This is a genomic window from Microbacterium sp. SA39 (genome assembly GCF_000967865.1).
In the GTDB taxonomy this organism is placed as follows: Bacteria; Actinomycetota; Actinomycetes; order Actinomycetales; family Microbacteriaceae; genus Microbacterium.
On record NZ_JXRU01000039.1, the window covers coordinates 39,026 to 55,478 of the forward strand.

Here is a 16,453-nt window from a genome sequence, read left to right on the forward strand (position 1 = left end):
GGCTCGTCGAGGTCAGCCTGCGAAGGACAGGCCCGCGGCGAGCGCGAAGCCGAGCACGGTCGCAAGACCTGTCGCCTCCTTCGCCTTCGACTGCGCCTCGGGGATCATCGAGTCCACGAGCATGACGAGCAGGGCGCCGGCCGCGAACCCGCTCGCCGCCGTGCGGAAGGCATCGCCGGTGACCGTTGCCAGGGCGAAGCCCGCGATCGTGGCGAGCGCGCAGACGATGGCGACGCCGCCCCAGAGGAGCAGCACCCGCGATTTCGCCATGCCGCCCTCGAGCAGGTCGGCGGCCGACCCGATCGATTCCGGTAGGTTCGAGACGAGGATGGCGACGACGAGAGCGATGCTCACGGGCTCGCCGGATGCGAGTCCGATGCCGAGCACGAGCTGCTCGGGGATCCCGTCGAGAAGGGCGCCGACCGCGAGCTGACCGCCTCCGGCATCGCCCTTCTTCTTCGCGGCCCTCGCATCGAGAATGCGGGCAGCGATGTAATAGGCGAGCGCTCCTGCCGTGACCCCGACGACGAGCGGTACGGCCCCGCCGCGCTCGAGGCCTTCTTCCCAGAGCTCGAAGGCGATGGACGCCATGAGCGCTCCGGCACCGAACCCGAGCACGATGCCGAGCCAGCGCGGGGGCCAGGTCCGCAACATCGCGAGCACGGCTCCGACGAACAGCGGGGACGCCGCGACCACGCCCCACAGCACTGCTTCGCCCATGGCCACCTCCGCCTGACACTCTGGCACGGTGAAGGCGGATTCCTGCTGCTTGCGCGCAACCGTTCACCGGACCATTCTAATGGTATCATGATGGTATGCGATCAACCATGGATAAGGCAGGGCGCATTGTGATCCCCGCGCAGATTCGCGAGCGCCTCGGCATTCTTCCTGGACCCGTCGATCTGATCATCGATGGCACAGGCGTACGAATCGAGGTCGAGGCCCGCGGCAAAGTCGTCGAGGAAGACGGAATATTGGTAATCACAGGCGGTCCGGCGCTCACCGCCGATGACATACGAGAGCTTCGTCTTGCCGATCAGCGCTGACGTCCTCCTCGACACGAGCGCAGCGGTCGCCCTTGTGGATCGTTCGCACCCCGCTCATCACGCTGTCAAAGATGCGACACGGGGACTGGTCCGTGGCCTTGCCGGACACGCGCTCGTCGAGACGTACTCCGTCTTGACGCGGCTCCCCGGTGATGCCCGCCTCAGCCCGGAGGTCGCCGAGCAGGTCATAGCGCGCGCCTTCCCGGCATCCGTTTCACTGCCGCCCGAGGAGGCGTTGGGGGCCGTCGCCACTTTCGCCGCCGCGGGCATTGCGGGCGGCGCGGTTTACGACGGTCTCGTTGCACTGGCCGCCCGGGTGGCCGCAACGCCTCTGCTGTCCTGTGATCGACGCGCGATACCGACTTACGCGGCCCTCAAAGTAGAGGTACGCCTGGTCTGAGGGCGGACGCTCCACGTCGTCTCGCGGCACAGGGCGACACGCCGCCCGCGGATAGACTGGAAAGCATGTCCAAGGTCCTCCAGTCCCTGCCCGTCGGCGAGCGCGTCGGCATCGCCTTTTCCGGAGGACTCGACACCTCCGTCGCCGTCGCGTGGATGCGCGACAAGGGCGCCGTGCCCTTCACCTACACCGGCGACCTCGGACAGTACGACGAAGACGACATCGCGTCGATCCCGGGCCGCGCGCTCGAGTACGGCGCCGAGGCCTCGCGCCTGGTCGACTGCAAGACCGCCCTGGTCGAAGAGGGTCTCGTCGCTCTCTCCTGCGGCGCGTTCCACATCCGCTCCGGAGGCAGGACGTACTTCAACACGACCCCCCTCGGCCGCGCCGTGACCGGCACCCTGCTGGTGCGCGCCATGAAAGAGGACGGCGTCGACATCTGGGGCGACGGCTCCACCTACAAGGGCAACGACATCGAGCGGTTCTACCGCTACGGCCTGCTCGCCAACCCGCGCCTGCGCATCTACAAGCCGTGGCTCGACGCCGACTTCGTCACCGAGCTGGGCGGACGCAAGGAGATGAGTGACTGGCTCGTCGCCCGCGACTTCCCCTACCGTGACTCCGCCGAGAAGGCGTACTCGACCGATGCGAACATCTGGGGTGCGACGCACGAGGCCAAGACCCTCGAGCACCTCGACGTGTCGCTCGAGACCGTCGACCCGATCATGGGCGTGAAGTTCTGGGATCCGTCCGTCGCGATCGAGACCGAAGACGTCACCGTCACGTTCGAGGCCGGCCGTCCGGTCGCCATCAACGGCGTCGAGTACAGCGACCCGGTGGCCCTCGTCATGGAGGCGAACACGATCGGCGGACGCCACGGCCTCGGCATGAGCGACCAGATCGAGAACCGCATCATCGAGGCGAAGTCGCGCGGCATCTACGAGGCCCCGGCCATGGCGCTGCTGTTCATCGCATACGAGCGCCTGGTCAACGGCATCCTGAACGAAGACACGCTCGCCACGTATCACGAGCAGGGCCGTCGCCTCGGTCGCCTCATGTACGAGGGACGCTGGCTCGAGCCGCAGTCGCTCATGCTGCGCGAGTCGATCCAGCGCTGGGTCGGCCTCACGATCTCGGGCTCGGTCACGATCCGCCTGCGCCGCGGCGACGACTGGACGATCCTCGACACCGTCTCGCCGAACCTGTCGTACGGCCCCGAGAAGCTGTCGATGGAGCGCGTCGGCGATGCGGCCTTCGGCCCGGTCGACCGCATCGGCCAGCTCACGATGCGCAACCTCGACATCGCCGACTCGCGCTCGCGGCTGGAGCAGTACGCCGGCCTCGGCCTCATCGGCGGCGCGACCGGCGAGCTCGTCGGTCGCGTGACCGCGGGCGAGTCGGGCGAGATCACCGGTTCGGTCGAGGAAGTCGACGAGAACCTGGCCGACGCCGTCGACCACGCCTCCGAGGGCGCCGCGTTCGACTCCGGCACCGACTGACCCTCGTCAGGTCGGGGACCGCTGACCTGAGGGGGCGGATGCCGCGGCATCCGCCCCCTTCGTCGTGCCGGCTCCGCGTCGCGCCGTGCACAATTCAGCAAGAATTCGGCTGAACCGGTCCGAATCAGACTTTCCGCGGGGAGAACGTGCGTTCTTTGCTGAGTTGTGCACACGCCGAAGTGGAGAGGCTGTGAGTCCTCCGAGTTATCTTGCACACGACTGTGCACAATAACTAGCATGGAGGCATGACCACCCGCCCACCGCGCCGCGACGCCGTCGAGAATCGCGCCGGCATCCTGTCCGCCGCCCGCTCGACGCTCGCGAACGACCCCTACGCCTCCGTCGACGTCATCGCCCGCAGCGCCGGCCTCTCGCGTCGCACCCTCTACGGGCACTTCGACGACCGCGAGGCGCTGATCCGCGAACTCATCTCCAGCGGTGCGCAGCGCTTCAACGCCATCGCCGCGTCGGTCGACGACCCGGATGCTCGGCTCGCTCTCGCACGCCTCGCCGCCCGTCTCTGGCAGGAGGCCGCGCACGTGCAGGTCGCTGCAGCCCTCGCCCTCGACGAGGCCCACGTCGAACACACGGCCGCAGCGCTCGCACCTCTCCGCCGCACGGTCGCAGCCCTCGTCCGTCGCGGACAGGAGGACGGCAGCTTCCGCACCGACCTCGCCTCCCCCACGCTCGCGCGACTGATCGAGGAGATGTCGCGCACCGTCGTCTCCCGCACGGATGCCGCGAGCACGGGCGCCGCGAACGTCGCAGTCCGCACGGTGCTCAGCATCGCCGGCCTGTCCTGGCGAGAGGCCGACGAGCTGCTCGCCGCGCATTCCGACATCGTCGCGTCCGCCATCGCGCAGGAGGCCATCGACCCCGAGACCGACGCATGAGGATCACGCTGCACGATGTGCGCAAGGGCCGCGGCGGGCAGGCGTTGCCCCTGACGAACCTCGAGTTCCACACCGGCGCCGTACGGTTCGCGCTGGCCGAGACCGAGCAGCGGCCGACCATCCTCGGACTGATCGCCAGCGGGCGGATGCACCCCGACGCCGGCAGAGTCACCCTCGACGGGGCCGAGAACGCGAGAGCGCTGCGAAGACGCTGCGCGCTCGTGGACGCACCTGACGCCAGCGACCCGCACGCCGACATCAGCGTCGCGGGCGTCGTGGGGGAAGAGCTCATGTTCGCCGGCGTCGGCGCGACGCCGCTGCACGCCCGACGCTGGCTCGCGCAACTCGGCTTCAGCGAGCTTGCATCCGTCCCCATCGGCAGCGTCGATCCCGCCGCCCGGGTACGGATCATGTGCGAACTGGCCGTCCTGCGCGAAGGCGTGGAGGGCATCGTGCTCGTCTCCCCCGACCGCCACGGCGGCAGCCCCGACGGCTGGTGGCGCATCTCGGGCGAGTTCGCCGACCGCGGCTACGCGATGCTCGTGATCGTCGGCGGTTCTGCGGCCGTCGCCCTCGAGCGGATGCAGGAGTTCGACGCGATCAACGCCTCGGGCCCGGTCGAACCGCTCGTGCTCGATGCCCCTGCCGCGGAACCGGCCCCGGCCCCGGAAGGAACCGCATCATGAAGGTCCCCTCCATGATCGCCGCCGAACTGCGGCGTCTCACGGCCAGCAGGATGGGCATCATCGCGCTCGTGGCGCTGATCTGCGTGCCGATCCTCTACGGCGGCCTCTACCTGTGGGCGAACCAGGACCCTTATGCGAAGTTCCCCGAGGTGCCAGTGGCACTCGTGGTCGACGACACCGGGGCCCCGTCGACGAGCTCAGGGACCGAAGGAAGCGATCCCGACACCGTGAACTACGGCGAGGACGTCGCCGACAACCTCATCGAGGGCAATGCCTTCGACTGGCAGCGGATGACGGCCGCCGAGGCCGCCGACGCTCTCCGCGACGGAGCCGTCGACTTCACGGTGACGATCCCTGCCGACTTCTCGTCCGCGCTCACGTCGGCGGCCGGCGACGATCCGCACCAGGCACGGATCGACCTCGAGACCAACGACGCGAACAACTATCTCGCGTCCTCTATGGGCACCCAGGCGGTGGAGAAGATCCGCAGCTCCGTCGCCGAGATGGTCGGAAGCGAAGCGGCCGAACGACTGCTCACCGGGCTGAGCGACGTCCGGGACGGCCTGGTCACCGCCGCAGACGGCGCGACGCAGTTGACCGACGGCGCGAACACGGCGGCATCCGGCAGCACCACCCTCGCCGACGGCACGGCGAAGCTCGCCGACGGTACCGCCCAGCTCGCGACGGGCGCCCGGACGCTCGCCGACGGCGCTCAGCAGGTGAGCGCGGGCAACCGCCAGCTCGCCGACGTCGCCGACCGCGCGGGTTCCGCGGTGCAGCAGGCAGCCGACGCCCTCCCGCAGGTGCGCACCGACATCACGTCCACCCTCGTCGAACAGGGCCTGACGCAGGAGGAGATCGACCGGGTGCTCGCGACCCTCGACCCGCTCGCGAGCCGCCTGCAGGACGGCAACACGCGGGTGCAGTCCGCGGTCGGCGATGTCGACCGGCTCGCTGCCGGCGCGGCATCCGTCGCCTCCGGTGCCTCGGAACTCGCCACCGGTGCCGGCACGGTCGCCTCCGGTGCAGCATCCGCGAACGACGGCGCTGCGCAGCTGCGCGACGGCCTGGGAACGCTGGCTTCCGGCGCTGCCGAACTGCGCGACGGCCTGTCCGACGGCGTCACGCAGATCCCGGCATCCACCCCCGAACTCCGCACCCTGCAGGCCGACACCATATCCGATCCGGTGAAGGTGTCCAGCGACAAGGTCGCCTCGGCCGAGGACTACGGCGCAGGTCTCGCGCCGTTCTTCGCGGCGCTCTCCGCCTGGATCGGCATCTACGCCCTCTTCCTCATCGTGAAGCCGATCTCGCGTCGCGCGATCACCGCGCTGCACTCTCCGGTGCGCATCACGCTCGCCGGTTGGTTGACGCCGGCGGCGCTGGGCGCGGTACAGATGGTCGGGCTCATGGGCATTCTCGCGATCACGCTCGGCTTCACATTCCACAATCCGCTCGGCACGCTCGGCGTGATGGTGCTCGCCTCCGCGACGTTCGCGGCGATCATCCTCGCGCTCAATGTCTGGCTCGGTTCGGTCGGCCAGTTCCTCGGGTTGGTGCTGATGGTGCTGCAGCTCGTGACCGCCGGCGGCACCTTCCCCTGGCAGACGCTGCCCGCCCCGCTCGCTGCGCTGCACCATGTGCTGCCGCTGGGATACGTCGTCGACGCGATGCGCCAGCTCATGTACGGCGGCGACCTCGCCCGCGCCGGCTGGGACCTCGCGGTGCTCGCCTTCTGGCTGGTCGGCGCCCTGGCGTTCGCGATGATCGGAGTGACGCGGATGACGCATCGACGCACTCTGCGGGATCTGCAGCCGAGCCTGATCGGCTGACTGAGCCGTCCACAGGAGCGCTTCGGACGGTGGATCGCGCCTATGACTCGATGCACCGGCTGACGATCGACGTCACCACGGCCGCGACGAGGCCTGCACCGAGAGCAGCGAGCCCGCGGAGGACGATGTGCCAGTCGGTCCACAGCGCGAGCCCGATGCTCACCAACAGAATGGTCACGAACAGAGCGGCGGTCGCTGCCCCGCCTCCTTTTCGATTCGAGCGTGCGGTCATCGGCGTTCCTTCATTCGGGTCGGTTTCGGTCGAGGATCGTGGGGGGCGCTCATGGAGCGTCTCGACGCGTGAAGACCACGTGCGCGGCGACGGTGGTCGCTCCCACCCAGCCGAGCAGTCCGAGAATGCCCGTCAGCACACCTTCCGCACCTTGTGACGGCATCGTCGAGACGGCGCTCGCCTGCATCAGCAGCGGCGTCGGTGTCCATGCGCTTGCGCTAGCAAGGAATGAGCCCAGCGCGCCGGGCACGGCGGCGCCGCCGATCGCGAGAGCCAGCGGAAGGAGAATGAGGAGCGACAGATAGACGAGGACGGCGGCAACAGATCGCCACGCGATCGTGCTCAGGGCGAAGGCGAGCACGATCGTCAACCCGACCGCTGCGGTGCAGACGATCAGCGCTACGGCCAGAAGGGGAAGGGCTTTTGCGGCCGCGGGGAGCGAAAGCGCCACGGCGATGATCGCGATGGCGGCGGAACAGACGAGAGCACCAAGCATCCCGATCATCGTGACACTCACCACGCGTGCGACGAACAGCCGCGATCGAGCGGGTGTCCGCAGCATGGTGAACGCGAGGCGTCCCTCCGCGTCTCGGCCCACCGCGATCGCGACGACCAGGCCGAAGGCCAGGCCGAAGATCGTCGATGAGGCCTCGACGGGCGCGCTGACGATCACGTGTCCTGGCTCTCGGGCGATGGTGCGCAGGACAGCGAACACGGCCGACCCGGTCGCGATGGCGACGGATGCCGCGACGACCGTGGCGACCCTGATCCCTCCGAGCGACCAGAGTGCGCGCCATTCCGCCCGGAGAACGCGCCGAAGGGTCTGCGGCGCGTCCGATCCGCCCTTCGGCTCGTCATCCGCGCCTTGCGCCGCCACGTACGCCATCATTCCGGGACTCCGTCCGTCGCCAGCCACCCGAAGTAGGTCTCTTCGAGAGATCTCCGCACCGTCTGCAGGTGCAGCACATCGATGTCCGCATCGAAGAGGATGCGACCGACCTCGGGGGTGGCGGCTCCGGAGACGACCAGCCCCTGGCCCCTCGCGACGACGGAGAGCCCGCGCGCGATGCACACCTCCCGCGCACGATCCGGATCCGTCACCTCCACCAGCACTTGCATCGGGTGCTGCTCCGACACGAACTCCGCGAGAGTGCCGTCGGCGACGACCTTCCCGCCATCGAGCATGACGATCCGGTCCGCCGTCTGAGCGAGCTCGGACATCACGTGGGAAGAGAGAAGCACTGACGCACCCTCGGATGCGAGCCACCTGAGGTGGCTCCGAATCCAGCGGATGCCGTCGGGGTCGAGCCCGTTGAGGGGTTCGTCAAGGATCAGCGATCGCGCCCGCGGGAGGAGAGCGACCGCGAGTCCGAGGCGCTGCGTCATTCCCATCGAGAAGGTGCGTATTCGCCGGCTCGCCACACCCTCGAGTCCGACGAGTTCCAGGATCTCGTCGGCAGCGGAGTACGGCATACCCCCGGAGTCGCACACGTACCGCAGTGCGCCGCGTGCCGTCGCGCGGCGTGGCAGGTCTCCGGGAGAGAGATACACGCCGAGGAGACTCGGGGTCCCGTGCACCTTCGACTCGCGGCCGTCGATCCGAACCTCACCTGACTCCGGCGTGACGAGCTGCGCGATCGAGCGCAGGACTGTCGACTTCCCCGCGCCGTTCGGACCGACGAAACCGGTGATCGCTCCGTCGGGCGCGACGAACGTGACACGATCCGCCGCTCGCACGCCGTCGTATGCCTTGCAGAGTTCAATGACCTCGATCATTCGCTTCCTTCCGTCAGGTGCGAGGGGACGCGACGGACCTCGTCACCCGCCCGCACCGCGGTTCTCATCGCCGACGCGATCTCAAGCCCCTCCGCGTCGCTCGCCGTCAGGCCGGCACGGTGACGGACAAATCCTGCGAAGTAGGTGAGTCTCACCAGCCGTATCGGCAGGCGCCGCAGTCGGCATACTCGAAGAACGTGCAGCCCACCGGCACGCAGGTGTTCCTCGAACTCGGTCGTGAGGTGTCGGTGGGCGATGACAGCCACCGACGTCACCTCGAAGTGGGTGGCCAGCACCCTCGCACTGCAGATGGCGACGAGCACGGCTGCCAGAACGGCTGCGAGAGACAGCCAGACCGTCGAGGTGAGCGACATCGCGACGTACCAGACAGCGATCGCCGCGGCGGCGATCAGTCCGAGCAAGCTGACGGCCCGCGGAGCGGCCACCGCACCCTTCGAACCGAGGACGCGGAAGTCCGCGAGATCCGGGTCCAGCAGGGAGAGGGCCTCGTTCGCAGCGCGTCGAGGGATCGACGGAAGCACGAGATTCTGACCGAGACCACCCGCACCGTCGGAGGTGACGAGGCTGACGCGCACGCGGTCGAAGATCATCTCGATGATGTTCCGGCGAATCGCCACGCCCACCAGCGCATCGCTGCTCACCGCGCGGCTCGTCCGGTCGAGGAGACCGTACTGGAGTTCCAGACCGTCGCCTCGACGACGGATTGTCAGACCGCCGAACCGAACGATGATCGATGCGACGGTGATGGCCGTCACGACGACCGTGATGAGCGAACCCGCCAGGAAGACGTGGTCGCGAGTCCATTCGATCGCCACATCGGCGAAGCTGAATTTCGTCAGCAGGTCGTACCCAGCACATGCGATCCCGAGGGCGACGACCAGAATCCTCCCCTGCACGACGCACGTCACCACAAGGTCTCGCACGTTCGCCCGGTACATATGGCGACCAAGATCAGGAGCGATGGGCGTCCGCGTCGTGTTCGACGTGCTGTCTTCTGCCTCTCCTGGCGACCGGACTTCGTCGCGAAGCGTGTTGAGCATTCGGCGGTCCACACCATCCAGCACTACGTGCGACTCGAGGTCTCCCGCGGGCCGCAACCGAACGATCGACAGGTCCCAGATCCGGAACGACCACGGCTGATGAGCCTCTACCACTTCGATGTCGCGCCAGGCGACGGCATCCCTGCGTGCGCCGAGAATCCCTTTGACGGTACTCACTCCCCTTTCCCCGATCGCTACGCGCGTTGTGGCCCACTGGTATATGGGTGCGACCACACGAACTGTGATCAGTGCGAGGGCGAGGCCCTGGAGCCAGCCGGTGAGCGGGCCGAGTGGTTGCACCGCCGCCACGATGTACACAGCGACCATTCCGACGACGGAAGGCAGGCTGCGAACCCATTCGGCGGTAACGGACGTGAATGGCAAGCGCTTCATGTGCCGCACGATCACCTCTCATCCGAGGCGATCGAGACACGGTCCTGGTGCCGCTGCACCTCTGCCCGTAGCCGCAGGGCAACATCCAGATCAAGCGGGCCCAGCGCATCGAAGCGTGAGATCGTCACGAAACGAATCCGCACCAGGCCAAACACTCGCAGAATCGGACCTTGGACGATCGCCACGTTCAATATCCGCTCGATCGGAACGACGATGTCCTCGACGAAAACTATTCCGCGACGAAGGCGCACAAAACCTTTATCCACGTCGTACGAGACGCTGAGAATTCGCGCGCGATCGATGCACGGGATATCCACCGCGACGATGACGAGGACCAGAACGCCGACCGCGCCGAACCAGAATGGTCGAGCATCCCCCGGCGCCAGGACAGCAGTGGCCACGGTGCCAACAGTCGCCAGAAGGGCTGATTCCACGGCCGTGCGCGTTCGTGCATAGGTGATCGCCTTTCGGGGCAGTCTTCGCTTCGAGGGTGCGAACGTGGTACGCCAGTCATCGATCTGCATGTTGAGCTTCCTGGAAGTACAGACATGCAGCGGTGGACTCGGGGGTCGAGCCCACCGCTGCATGCGACATGAGCGTGGCGTTCAGCCCAAGCCCAGAATCTGCAGGATCCACTGGACGATCGTCGCGAAGGAGACGCCGCGCTCGATGCAGCCGACCACCCGCTTCCAATTGTCCCTCGCCCACTTGGCGACGGCATCGAGCACCTTCTTGGACCAACGACCGATCTGAGTGAAGAGCCAGGCGATAAAACGAAGCAAGGGTCCCATAATGCGTGCCTTTCGGAAATGATTCGTGAATTGCGAGACGGCCTTTTGCCGTCTCGTGATTCACGAAGTTATTCATTTCCGCATTGACATAAGAGGTTCGGTCGTATGCGATCGGTATGATCAAAGTATTCTTCACATATACCTTCGTATTCATTTCTCCAACCCTTTCAGGTTGGTTCCGGATTGCAAGCTGTGCGGGGCGTTCAGCGCTTTCAGGACGACCTGAACGCGGTCGCGCACACCCCATTTCGCCATGATCCGTCCGAGATGCGCTTTCACCGTCGGCTCGGCGAGGAACATCGCGCCGGCGATCTCGTGGTTGGTCATCCCGCGCAGCAACAGATCGACGATGGTCTGCTCCTTGGCAGTGAGCACTCCGATGTGGCGTGCCGGATCGGCGGACGCCGCAGAGGATCGATGAGCCGCTCCGACCAGCCCGCGGAGCACTGCCCTGGCCGCGTAGTAGTGCCCGGAAGCGACCTCTCGAATGCTGGCGCGCAGCTCGTCGTCAGACGAATCCCACTGCACCACTCCCGCAGCCCCGGAGGCGAAACAGTCGACGGAGCACGCATCGCCTGCTGCGGCGACGGCAACGATCGGACGGTCCGGCCAGTCGCGAGCAAGCGACACGATCATCTGCCGCGCCGACGTCGTGGCATCAGCCACGTCGCAGATGACCACGTCGTAGTCGACTCCTCGCGCCGCCCCCGTGCGTCGTGCCTCGTAGCTGCACGATGTCACCCGAAGGTCTGCATTCGCGGCGAGAAGCCACCGCAACGCCTCGCCGCGCAGAGTCGCATCCGTGATGATCAAGACATCCAAAATCAGTTGCCCCCCGGCCGATTTTGGACTGAGTGTAGCAATCGAGAGACGCGATTTCGGGGATCGATGAGCGATATGCCGATAAACATATGATTGAGGGTTCGCCGCACAATGCCGGTTATGATGCGAGGGCGCGAACCTGAAACGCGTACTGGGGCTCGGTGGGACTGAGTTCCACCTGCCACCCCGAGAGAGCGTTCAACGATGACGACTGATCCGCTGGCGATCGCCACCCCTTCGCGACCCTCGCGAGGCGTCCGCATCGGACGCATCGTCTTCCTCGTCGTGGCCGCCATCGTCGTGATCGCGGTGGCCGCGACATTCTTCGTGACCTGGACGATCCAGCGCTCGTTTCCGCAGACCGAGGGTGCGGTCGAGCTGGAGGGTCTGACCTCGACGGTCACCGTGCAGCGCGATGCGACCGGCATCCCGACCATCACCGCGGATTCGAGCCACGACCTGTTCTACGCCGAGGGCTTCGTGCACGCGCAGGACCGCTTCTTCGAGATGGACTTCCGGCGGCACGTGACCGCCGGTCGCGTCGCGGAGATGTTCGGCGAATCTCAGGCTGGCACGGATGCGTTCCTTCGCACTCTCGGCTGGCGCAAGGTCGCCGAGCAGGAAGTCGCGGCGATGGACGATGTCACGCTCGGCTACTACGAGGCCTACGCGGAAGGCGTCAATGCGTACCTGGCATCGCGCTCGGGTGCTGAGCTCTCGCTGGAGTATGCCGTCCTCGGCATGCAGAATCCGGAGTATGCGCCCGACCCGTGGGAGCCTGCGGATTCCGTCGCCTGGCTCAAGGCGATGGCCTGGGATCTCCGCGGCAACATCGAGGACGAGACCGAGCGGGCGCTGCTGGCTGCAGAGCTGAACTCCGGAGAGACGGATGCCGCAGCGACGGATGCACTCCTCGAGAAGCTCTACCCGGACTACCCGTTCGACGAGAACCCGGTGATCGTGCCGAAGATCTCGACGGTAACTGCGCTCGAAACCGACGCGAAGCAGGCAGCGTTCACGCCGTCCGGCACGGACGGCGATGTGCAGCAGGCCCTCACCACCGTCGAATGGGAAGAGACCTCGAGCGTGATCGAAGCGGTCAGTGTGCTCGTCGGCGACGTCGGCGAAGGCATCGGCTCGAACTCGTGGGTCGTCTCGGGTGATCTCACCGAGACCGGGATGCCGCTGCTCGCGAACGACCCGCACCTCGGAGCATCCCTCCCCTCGGTCTGGTACCAGGTGCAGCTGAAATGCGCGACGGTGAGCGAGGAGTGCCCGTTCGATGTCGGCGGCTTCTCGTTCTCGGGGCTTCCCGGGATCGTCATCGGCCACAACCAGAAGGTCGCCTGGGGTTTCACGAACCTCACCACCGACGTCACGGACCTGTACATCGAACGCGTCGAAGGGGACGAGTACTGGCGCGATGGGGCGCTGGTTCCGCTCGAGGAGAGCACCGAGACGATCAAGGTCGCAGGAGGCGATGACATCGAGCTGACCATCCGCTCGACCGTGCACGGTCCGATCATCTCGGGACTCACCGACGACTTCACCGCCATCGCCGACGATCCGCTGCCGGGACTCGCGATCGGCGGTGCCGTCCCTGCCCTGGAGGACGAGGCCGAGTACGCGGTCAGCCTGCGCTGGACGGCACTCGATCCCGGCACGACCGCGACGGCGATCTTCGCGCTCTCCACCGCCCAGGACTTCGACGACTTCCGCCACGCCGCCTCGCTTTTCGACGTGCCGGCGCAGAACCTGGTCTACGCCGACACCGAGGACAACATCGGCTACCAGACGCCCGGACGACTGCCGATCCGCGGCGCCGGAGACGGGTGGATGCCGCAACCGGGCTGGGACAGCACCTACGACTGGACCGGCTTCATCCCCTTCGAGGAGCTGCCGGTGTCGTACAACCCGACGTCGGGGTACATCGTCACCGCGAACAACGCGATCGTCACCGACGACTACGAGTACTTCCTCTCGCGGGACTGGGACTACGGCTATCGCGCGGCGCGTATCGCGTACCTGATCGAGCGCCGAGCCGCGGCCGCTCCGCTGACCGCAGAGGACATGCGCGACATCCAGATGGACAGCGAGATGTGGATCGGCAAGCAGCTCGCGGCCGCCATGGGCGACGTCGAGGTGTCCGGTGCCGGCGCCCGCGAGGCTGTCGAGCTGCTTCGTTCCTGGGATGCGCAGACCACGGCATCCTCCGGTGCCGCAGCGTACGCGAACGTGCTCTGGTCGAACCTGGTGCAGAACATCTTCGGAGCGCGCGAGCAGCCCCTCCCCATCGATGGACAGGCCCGTCTGTTCGCCGTGGTCGCCGACATGCTGGAGAACCCGTCCGATCCGCTGTGGCAGAACGCCGAGCTCGACGTCGACGGCATGGAAGAGATGCTGGCCCTCTCCGCCGAAGACGCCTACAACGAGCTTTCGGCGATCCAGGGCACGGCCGTCGACCGCTGGAACTGGGGCGACCTGCATGCCATCACCCTCACCAGCGACACGCTCGGGACGTCGGGCATCGCTCCGGTCGAGGCGCTGTTCAACCGCGGCCCCTTCCCGGTCAGCGGCGGCGCCTCCGTCGTCAATGCGACCGGCTGGGAACTCGGCACCTCCTATGCCACCACGACGGTGCCGTCGATGCGGATGGTGGTGGATCTGTCGGACTTCGACGCCTCGACGTGGATCCAGCTCACGGGCACCTCCGGGCACGCGTTCCATGAGCACTACATCGACCAGACCGCGGACTGGGCGGCCGGCGTTCAGCGGCCATGGGCGTTCTCGTCAAAAGCAGTGGATGCGGCGACGGTCGACACACTGGTGCTGTCAGCGGCCGGCTGAACCACTCTGGGCCGCTGAGCCTGTCGAAGAGCCCGCCCAGGATGCTGCACTACCGTTGACGGGTGCCGAACAGTTACCTCGCCCCGAAGGGCACCCCAGTCACTCTGCTCGAGTACGAGCACGGCGGGTCGACCCTCATCGCGGAGGCCTTCGGCGAGGGCGATCACACCTTCCTCCTGCTGCACGGCATCGGCATGGGTCGCAGCGTCTACCTCGACGTGGTGCAGCGGCTGAAGGGGCGTGTGATCGCCCTCGACCTGCCCGGATTCGGCGAAGCGCCGGAGCCCACGCGCACCCTCACCATGGAGCGGCATGCGGATCTCGTGGCCGCGTACCTGCGCCACGTCGACGCCGGACCGGTCGTGGTCATCGGTCACTCGATGGGCAGTCAGATCGCCGCGGAGCTCGCGGCGCGGCATCCGTCTCTCGTCGAAGGCGTCATCCTCGCGGGTCCGACGGTCGACAAGGCGGCGCGCAATGTCGGCTCACAGGCCCGCTACCTGCTGACGGACCTCGTCGGAGAGCGGCCCCTCGTGATCTGGCGCGGTGCGAGAGAGTACCTCCGCGGCGGTCCGCACCTCATCCGAAAGATCCGCGCGACGATCGTGCACGAGCCGGAGGATGCCTTCGCCCGTATCGACTGCCCGGTGCTGGTGCTGCGTGGGGAGGACGACCCGCTGGCGCCGATGAGCTGGTGCCGGGCGATCATCGACGCGATTCCCGGTGCCGACCTGCAGATCATTCCCGATCACGGACACGGCACCCTTATCAGCGACTCGGCGCCGGCCGCGCGGATGATCCAGCGCTTCGCCGACGCCCTCTGACTCAGAGGTAGCCCCGGAACCTGACGCTGTCGGATGCGGAGTCATCGAGCGCCTTCGACAGCGCCGGATCCACCGCGAAGCCGTCCGGATCGGCCCGGGGTGCCGGTCGCGGCTTCCGCATCAGCATCGCGAACCATGCTGCAGCGAGCAGACCGTGAATGAGCAGCAGCGTCTCCATGCCAGCACGGTAACCCGGCAGAGGGGGTGGCGTCCAGCGGCCGGGTTGCGTCACCCGTTCACAATTCAGTCAGAATTCCGCCGGAGGCGTGTTCTCCCGCCGTTTCGCGTCAACGGCCGGAGTTCTTGCTGAATTGTGAACGCCGACCATCGGTGACTCGTGGGCCTAGGGCCTCGATGATCTCCCGCAGTTGCTGTTGCAGGGCCGTCTGCTCGCCGAGGATGTCCGCCGCCAGAGGCCGGATCGTCACATACCCCTGGCGGGCGGCGGCGAGGTCTCGTCTCCGGGCGGCCTGCTGCTTCTGCCAGCCCTCGTGGAACTCCTTGCTGTCGCATTCGATGATCAGCCAGCCCTCGACGACGAAGTCGACGCGACCGACGCCGTCGATCTCCACCTGCGTCTCGTACTTCACGCCGAGAGCCCGCAGGATCAGCCGAACGAACGTCTCCGGCCCCGAACCGGCGGAGCCGTCGACGAGCGGGCGTAGCGGCTGCACGCGGGCAGGCAGTCCTGCGAAGACCTCATCGAGCTGAACGATCGTGAGGAGACCGTGGTGCAGAAGGCTGTCCAGCGTTGCGATCGCGGCGCGCGGTTCTTGGCATCGCACCGCATGACGGGCTGCATCGATCAACGGCGCGACATGAAGAAGGGTGGGCGCGTCAGGCGAGGAGCTCCAGTGATACGTCACGTCCTTCACAGTGGGCGTACGCAACCGCGAGCTGCCGCGCGTGACGAAGACATGCAGACCGTGGCGCCGATGAACGAACACTCCCATCGCCGCGAACAGCGACAGACACGTCAGTCGCCCTCCGATACGTACGGCTTCCACGGCGTCGTCTTCCACCGCATCCAGAAGGTACCGATCACGACGGACGTGCTGAAGACGGCCCTGACGCACGGCGAGCGCGATCGCACGGCCGGACAGGCGCCGGTCGATGAGGTCGGCGCGGGTGAATGCCACCCGCGAATAGATGGCGGCGGCGCGCTGCGCGACGGTCTGCTTCTCTTCGGTCATCAGAGAAGTGTGCGAATCACGACATCAGACCGGATGCCGGGACCGGGGAATGTGAACGGTTTTCGGCACCGGGAGATCGGTGCAGGACTGGTGTCTCGGCCGGTCCTCGTTCACAATTCAGCAAGAATTCCGGGGATTCGGTTCTCAGCGGCCCGTGA

General features: G+C 67.0%; 18 protein-coding genes. 8 read left to right on the forward strand and 10 right to left on the reverse strand.

Going from position 1 to position 16,453, the window contains the following annotated elements:
• Window positions 1-12: 12 nt before the first annotated feature.
• A complete protein-coding gene (locus RS85_RS16530; RefSeq protein ID WP_046014578.1) occupies window positions 13-720 on the reverse strand; it encodes a ZIP family metal transporter in 708 nt (235 codons plus the stop codon).
• Between the two features lie 95 nt (window positions 721-815).
• On the opposite strand from RS85_RS16530, the gene RS85_RS19340 reads away from it, so the two are divergent.
• From RS85_RS19340 to RS85_RS16555, 6 genes are all read left to right on the forward strand, one after another.
• The gene (locus RS85_RS19340) at window positions 816-1,046 is read left to right on the forward strand and encodes an AbrB/MazE/SpoVT family DNA-binding domain-containing protein (RefSeq protein WP_235282472.1); all 231 of its coding nucleotides are present in this window, start codon (window positions 816-818) and stop codon (window positions 1,044-1,046) included.
• Window positions 1,009-1,446: a PIN domain-containing protein gene (locus RS85_RS16535; protein WP_235282473.1), complete on the forward strand. Its 438-nt coding sequence runs from the start codon at window positions 1,009-1,011 to the stop codon at window positions 1,444-1,446. The genes RS85_RS19340 and RS85_RS16535 overlap by 38 nt, the downstream gene beginning before the upstream one ends.
• Window positions 1,447-1,511: 65 nt before the next feature.
• Window positions 1,512-2,945, forward strand: coding sequence for an argininosuccinate synthase (argG, locus tag RS85_RS16540; protein ID WP_046014579.1), 1,434 nt, complete (start codon window positions 1,512-1,514; stop codon window positions 2,943-2,945).
• A 245-nt stretch (window positions 2,946-3,190) separates the two neighbouring features.
• Window positions 3,191-3,838: a TetR/AcrR family transcriptional regulator gene (locus tag RS85_RS16545; protein WP_046014580.1), complete on the forward strand. Its 648-nt coding sequence runs from the start codon at window positions 3,191-3,193 to the stop codon at window positions 3,836-3,838.
• Window positions 3,835-4,524 (forward strand): hypothetical protein, encoded by a 690-nt coding sequence (locus tag RS85_RS16550; RefSeq protein WP_200894857.1) that lies wholly within the window; start codon window positions 3,835-3,837, stop codon window positions 4,522-4,524. The genes RS85_RS16545 and RS85_RS16550 overlap by 4 nt, the downstream gene beginning before the upstream one ends.
• Entirely contained in the window at window positions 4,521-6,356 is a 1,836-nt protein-coding gene (locus tag RS85_RS16555; RefSeq protein ID WP_046014581.1) for a YhgE/Pip family protein, read from the forward strand. The genes RS85_RS16550 and RS85_RS16555 overlap by 4 nt, the downstream gene beginning before the upstream one ends.
• Before the next feature lie 40 nt (window positions 6,357-6,396).
• Here the strand turns inward: RS85_RS16555 and RS85_RS16560 are convergent, their stop codons facing one another.
• From RS85_RS16560 to RS85_RS19105, 7 genes are all read right to left on the reverse strand, one after another.
• Window positions 6,397-6,588 carry a hypothetical protein gene (locus tag RS85_RS16560; RefSeq protein WP_046014582.1) on the reverse strand — a complete coding sequence of 64 codons (192 nt, stop codon included), beginning with the start codon at window positions 6,586-6,588 and terminating at the stop codon, window positions 6,397-6,399.
• Window positions 6,589-6,637: 49 nt separating this feature from the next.
• Window positions 6,638-7,477 (reverse strand): hypothetical protein, encoded by an 840-nt coding sequence (locus RS85_RS16565; RefSeq protein ID WP_152642447.1) that lies wholly within the window; start codon window positions 7,475-7,477, stop codon window positions 6,638-6,640.
• Entirely contained in the window at window positions 7,474-8,364 is an 891-nt protein-coding gene (locus tag RS85_RS16570) for an ABC transporter ATP-binding protein (protein WP_046014584.1), read from the reverse strand. Before RS85_RS16570 ends, RS85_RS16565 begins: the two co-directional genes overlap by 4 nt.
• A complete protein-coding gene (locus RS85_RS19560) occupies window positions 8,361-9,308 on the reverse strand; it encodes a hypothetical protein (protein ID WP_152642448.1) in 948 nt (315 codons plus the stop codon). Before RS85_RS19560 ends, RS85_RS16570 begins: the two co-directional genes overlap by 4 nt.
• Before the next feature lie 521 nt (window positions 9,309-9,829).
• Window positions 9,830-10,342 carry a PH domain-containing protein gene (locus tag RS85_RS16580; protein WP_046014586.1) on the reverse strand — a complete coding sequence of 171 codons (513 nt, stop codon included), beginning with the start codon at window positions 10,340-10,342 and terminating at the stop codon, window positions 9,830-9,832.
• Between the two features lie 81 nt (window positions 10,343-10,423).
• Window positions 10,424-10,609 (reverse strand): aureocin A53 family class IId bacteriocin, encoded by a 186-nt coding sequence (locus RS85_RS16585; RefSeq protein ID WP_046014587.1) that lies wholly within the window; start codon window positions 10,607-10,609, stop codon window positions 10,424-10,426.
• Window positions 10,610-10,759: 150 nt separating this feature from the next.
• Window positions 10,760-11,422, reverse strand: a complete 663-nt coding sequence (locus RS85_RS19105; protein WP_052703606.1) for a response regulator transcription factor — start codon at window positions 11,420-11,422, stop codon at window positions 10,760-10,762.
• A gap of 213 nt (window positions 11,423-11,635) precedes the next feature.
• Here RS85_RS19105 and RS85_RS16595 point away from each other — a divergent pair, with 213 nt between their 5' ends.
• A complete protein-coding gene (locus RS85_RS16595; protein WP_082087679.1) occupies window positions 11,636-14,278 on the forward strand; it encodes a penicillin acylase family protein in 2,643 nt (880 codons plus the stop codon).
• A 62-nt stretch (window positions 14,279-14,340) separates the two neighbouring features.
• On the forward strand, window positions 14,341-15,102 hold the full coding sequence (locus RS85_RS16600; protein ID WP_052703607.1) for an alpha/beta fold hydrolase: 762 nt from the start codon (window positions 14,341-14,343) through the stop codon (window positions 15,100-15,102).
• A 1-nt stretch (window position 15,103) separates the two neighbouring features.
• Here RS85_RS16600 and RS85_RS19765 read toward each other — a convergent pair whose 3' ends face one another.
• Both RS85_RS19765 and RS85_RS16605 read right to left on the reverse strand, forming a co-directional pair.
• Window positions 15,104-15,280 carry a hypothetical protein gene (locus RS85_RS19765; protein ID WP_160298644.1) on the reverse strand — a complete coding sequence of 59 codons (177 nt, stop codon included), beginning with the start codon at window positions 15,278-15,280 and terminating at the stop codon, window positions 15,104-15,106.
• Window positions 15,281-15,389: 109 nt separating this feature from the next.
• Entirely contained in the window at window positions 15,390-16,295 is a 906-nt protein-coding gene (locus RS85_RS16605) for a hypothetical protein (RefSeq protein WP_052703608.1), read from the reverse strand.
• Window positions 16,296-16,453: the final 158 nt, after the last annotated feature.

Bases quoted from the DNA above. Each gene is read 5' to 3' on its own strand.
- RS85_RS16605 (WP_052703608.1), bottom strand. From the start codon at position 16,295: ATGACCGAAGAGAAGCAGACCGTCGCGCAGCGCGCCGCCGCCATCTAT.
- RS85_RS16560 (WP_046014582.1), bottom strand. From the start codon at position 6,588: ATGACCGCACGCTCGAATCGAAAAGGAGGCGGGGCAGCGACCGCCGCT.
- RS85_RS16570 (WP_046014584.1), bottom strand. From the start codon at position 8,364: ATGATCGAGGTCATTGAACTCTGCAAGGCATACGACGGCGTGCGAGCG.
- RS85_RS16585 (WP_046014587.1), bottom strand. From the start codon at position 10,609: ATGGGACCCTTGCTTCGTTTTATCGCCTGGCTCTTCACTCAGATCGGT.
- argG (WP_046014579.1), top strand. From the start codon at position 1,512: ATGTCCAAGGTCCTCCAGTCCCTGCCCGTCGGCGAGCGCGTCGGCATC.
- RS85_RS16565 (WP_152642447.1), bottom strand. From the start codon at position 7,477: ATGATGGCGTACGTGGCGGCGCAAGGCGCGGATGACGAGCCGAAGGGC.
- RS85_RS16545 (WP_046014580.1), top strand. From the start codon at position 3,191: ATGACCACCCGCCCACCGCGCCGCGACGCCGTCGAGAATCGCGCCGGC.
- RS85_RS16530 (WP_046014578.1), bottom strand. From the start codon at position 720: ATGGGCGAAGCAGTGCTGTGGGGCGTGGTCGCGGCGTCCCCGCTGTTC.
- RS85_RS16555 (WP_046014581.1), top strand. From the start codon at position 4,521: ATGAAGGTCCCCTCCATGATCGCCGCCGAACTGCGGCGTCTCACGGCC.
- RS85_RS16550 (WP_200894857.1), top strand. From the start codon at position 3,835: ATGAGGATCACGCTGCACGATGTGCGCAAGGGCCGCGGCGGGCAGGCG.
- RS85_RS16595 (WP_082087679.1), top strand. From the start codon at position 11,636: ATGACGACTGATCCGCTGGCGATCGCCACCCCTTCGCGACCCTCGCGA.
- RS85_RS19340 (WP_235282472.1), top strand. From the start codon at position 816: ATGCGATCAACCATGGATAAGGCAGGGCGCATTGTGATCCCCGCGCAG.
- RS85_RS16580 (WP_046014586.1), bottom strand. From the start codon at position 10,342: ATGCAGATCGATGACTGGCGTACCACGTTCGCACCCTCGAAGCGAAGA.
- RS85_RS19765 (WP_160298644.1), bottom strand. From the start codon at position 15,280: ATGGAGACGCTGCTGCTCATTCACGGTCTGCTCGCTGCAGCATGGTTC.
- RS85_RS16535 (WP_235282473.1), top strand. From the start codon at position 1,009: ATGACATACGAGAGCTTCGTCTTGCCGATCAGCGCTGACGTCCTCCTC.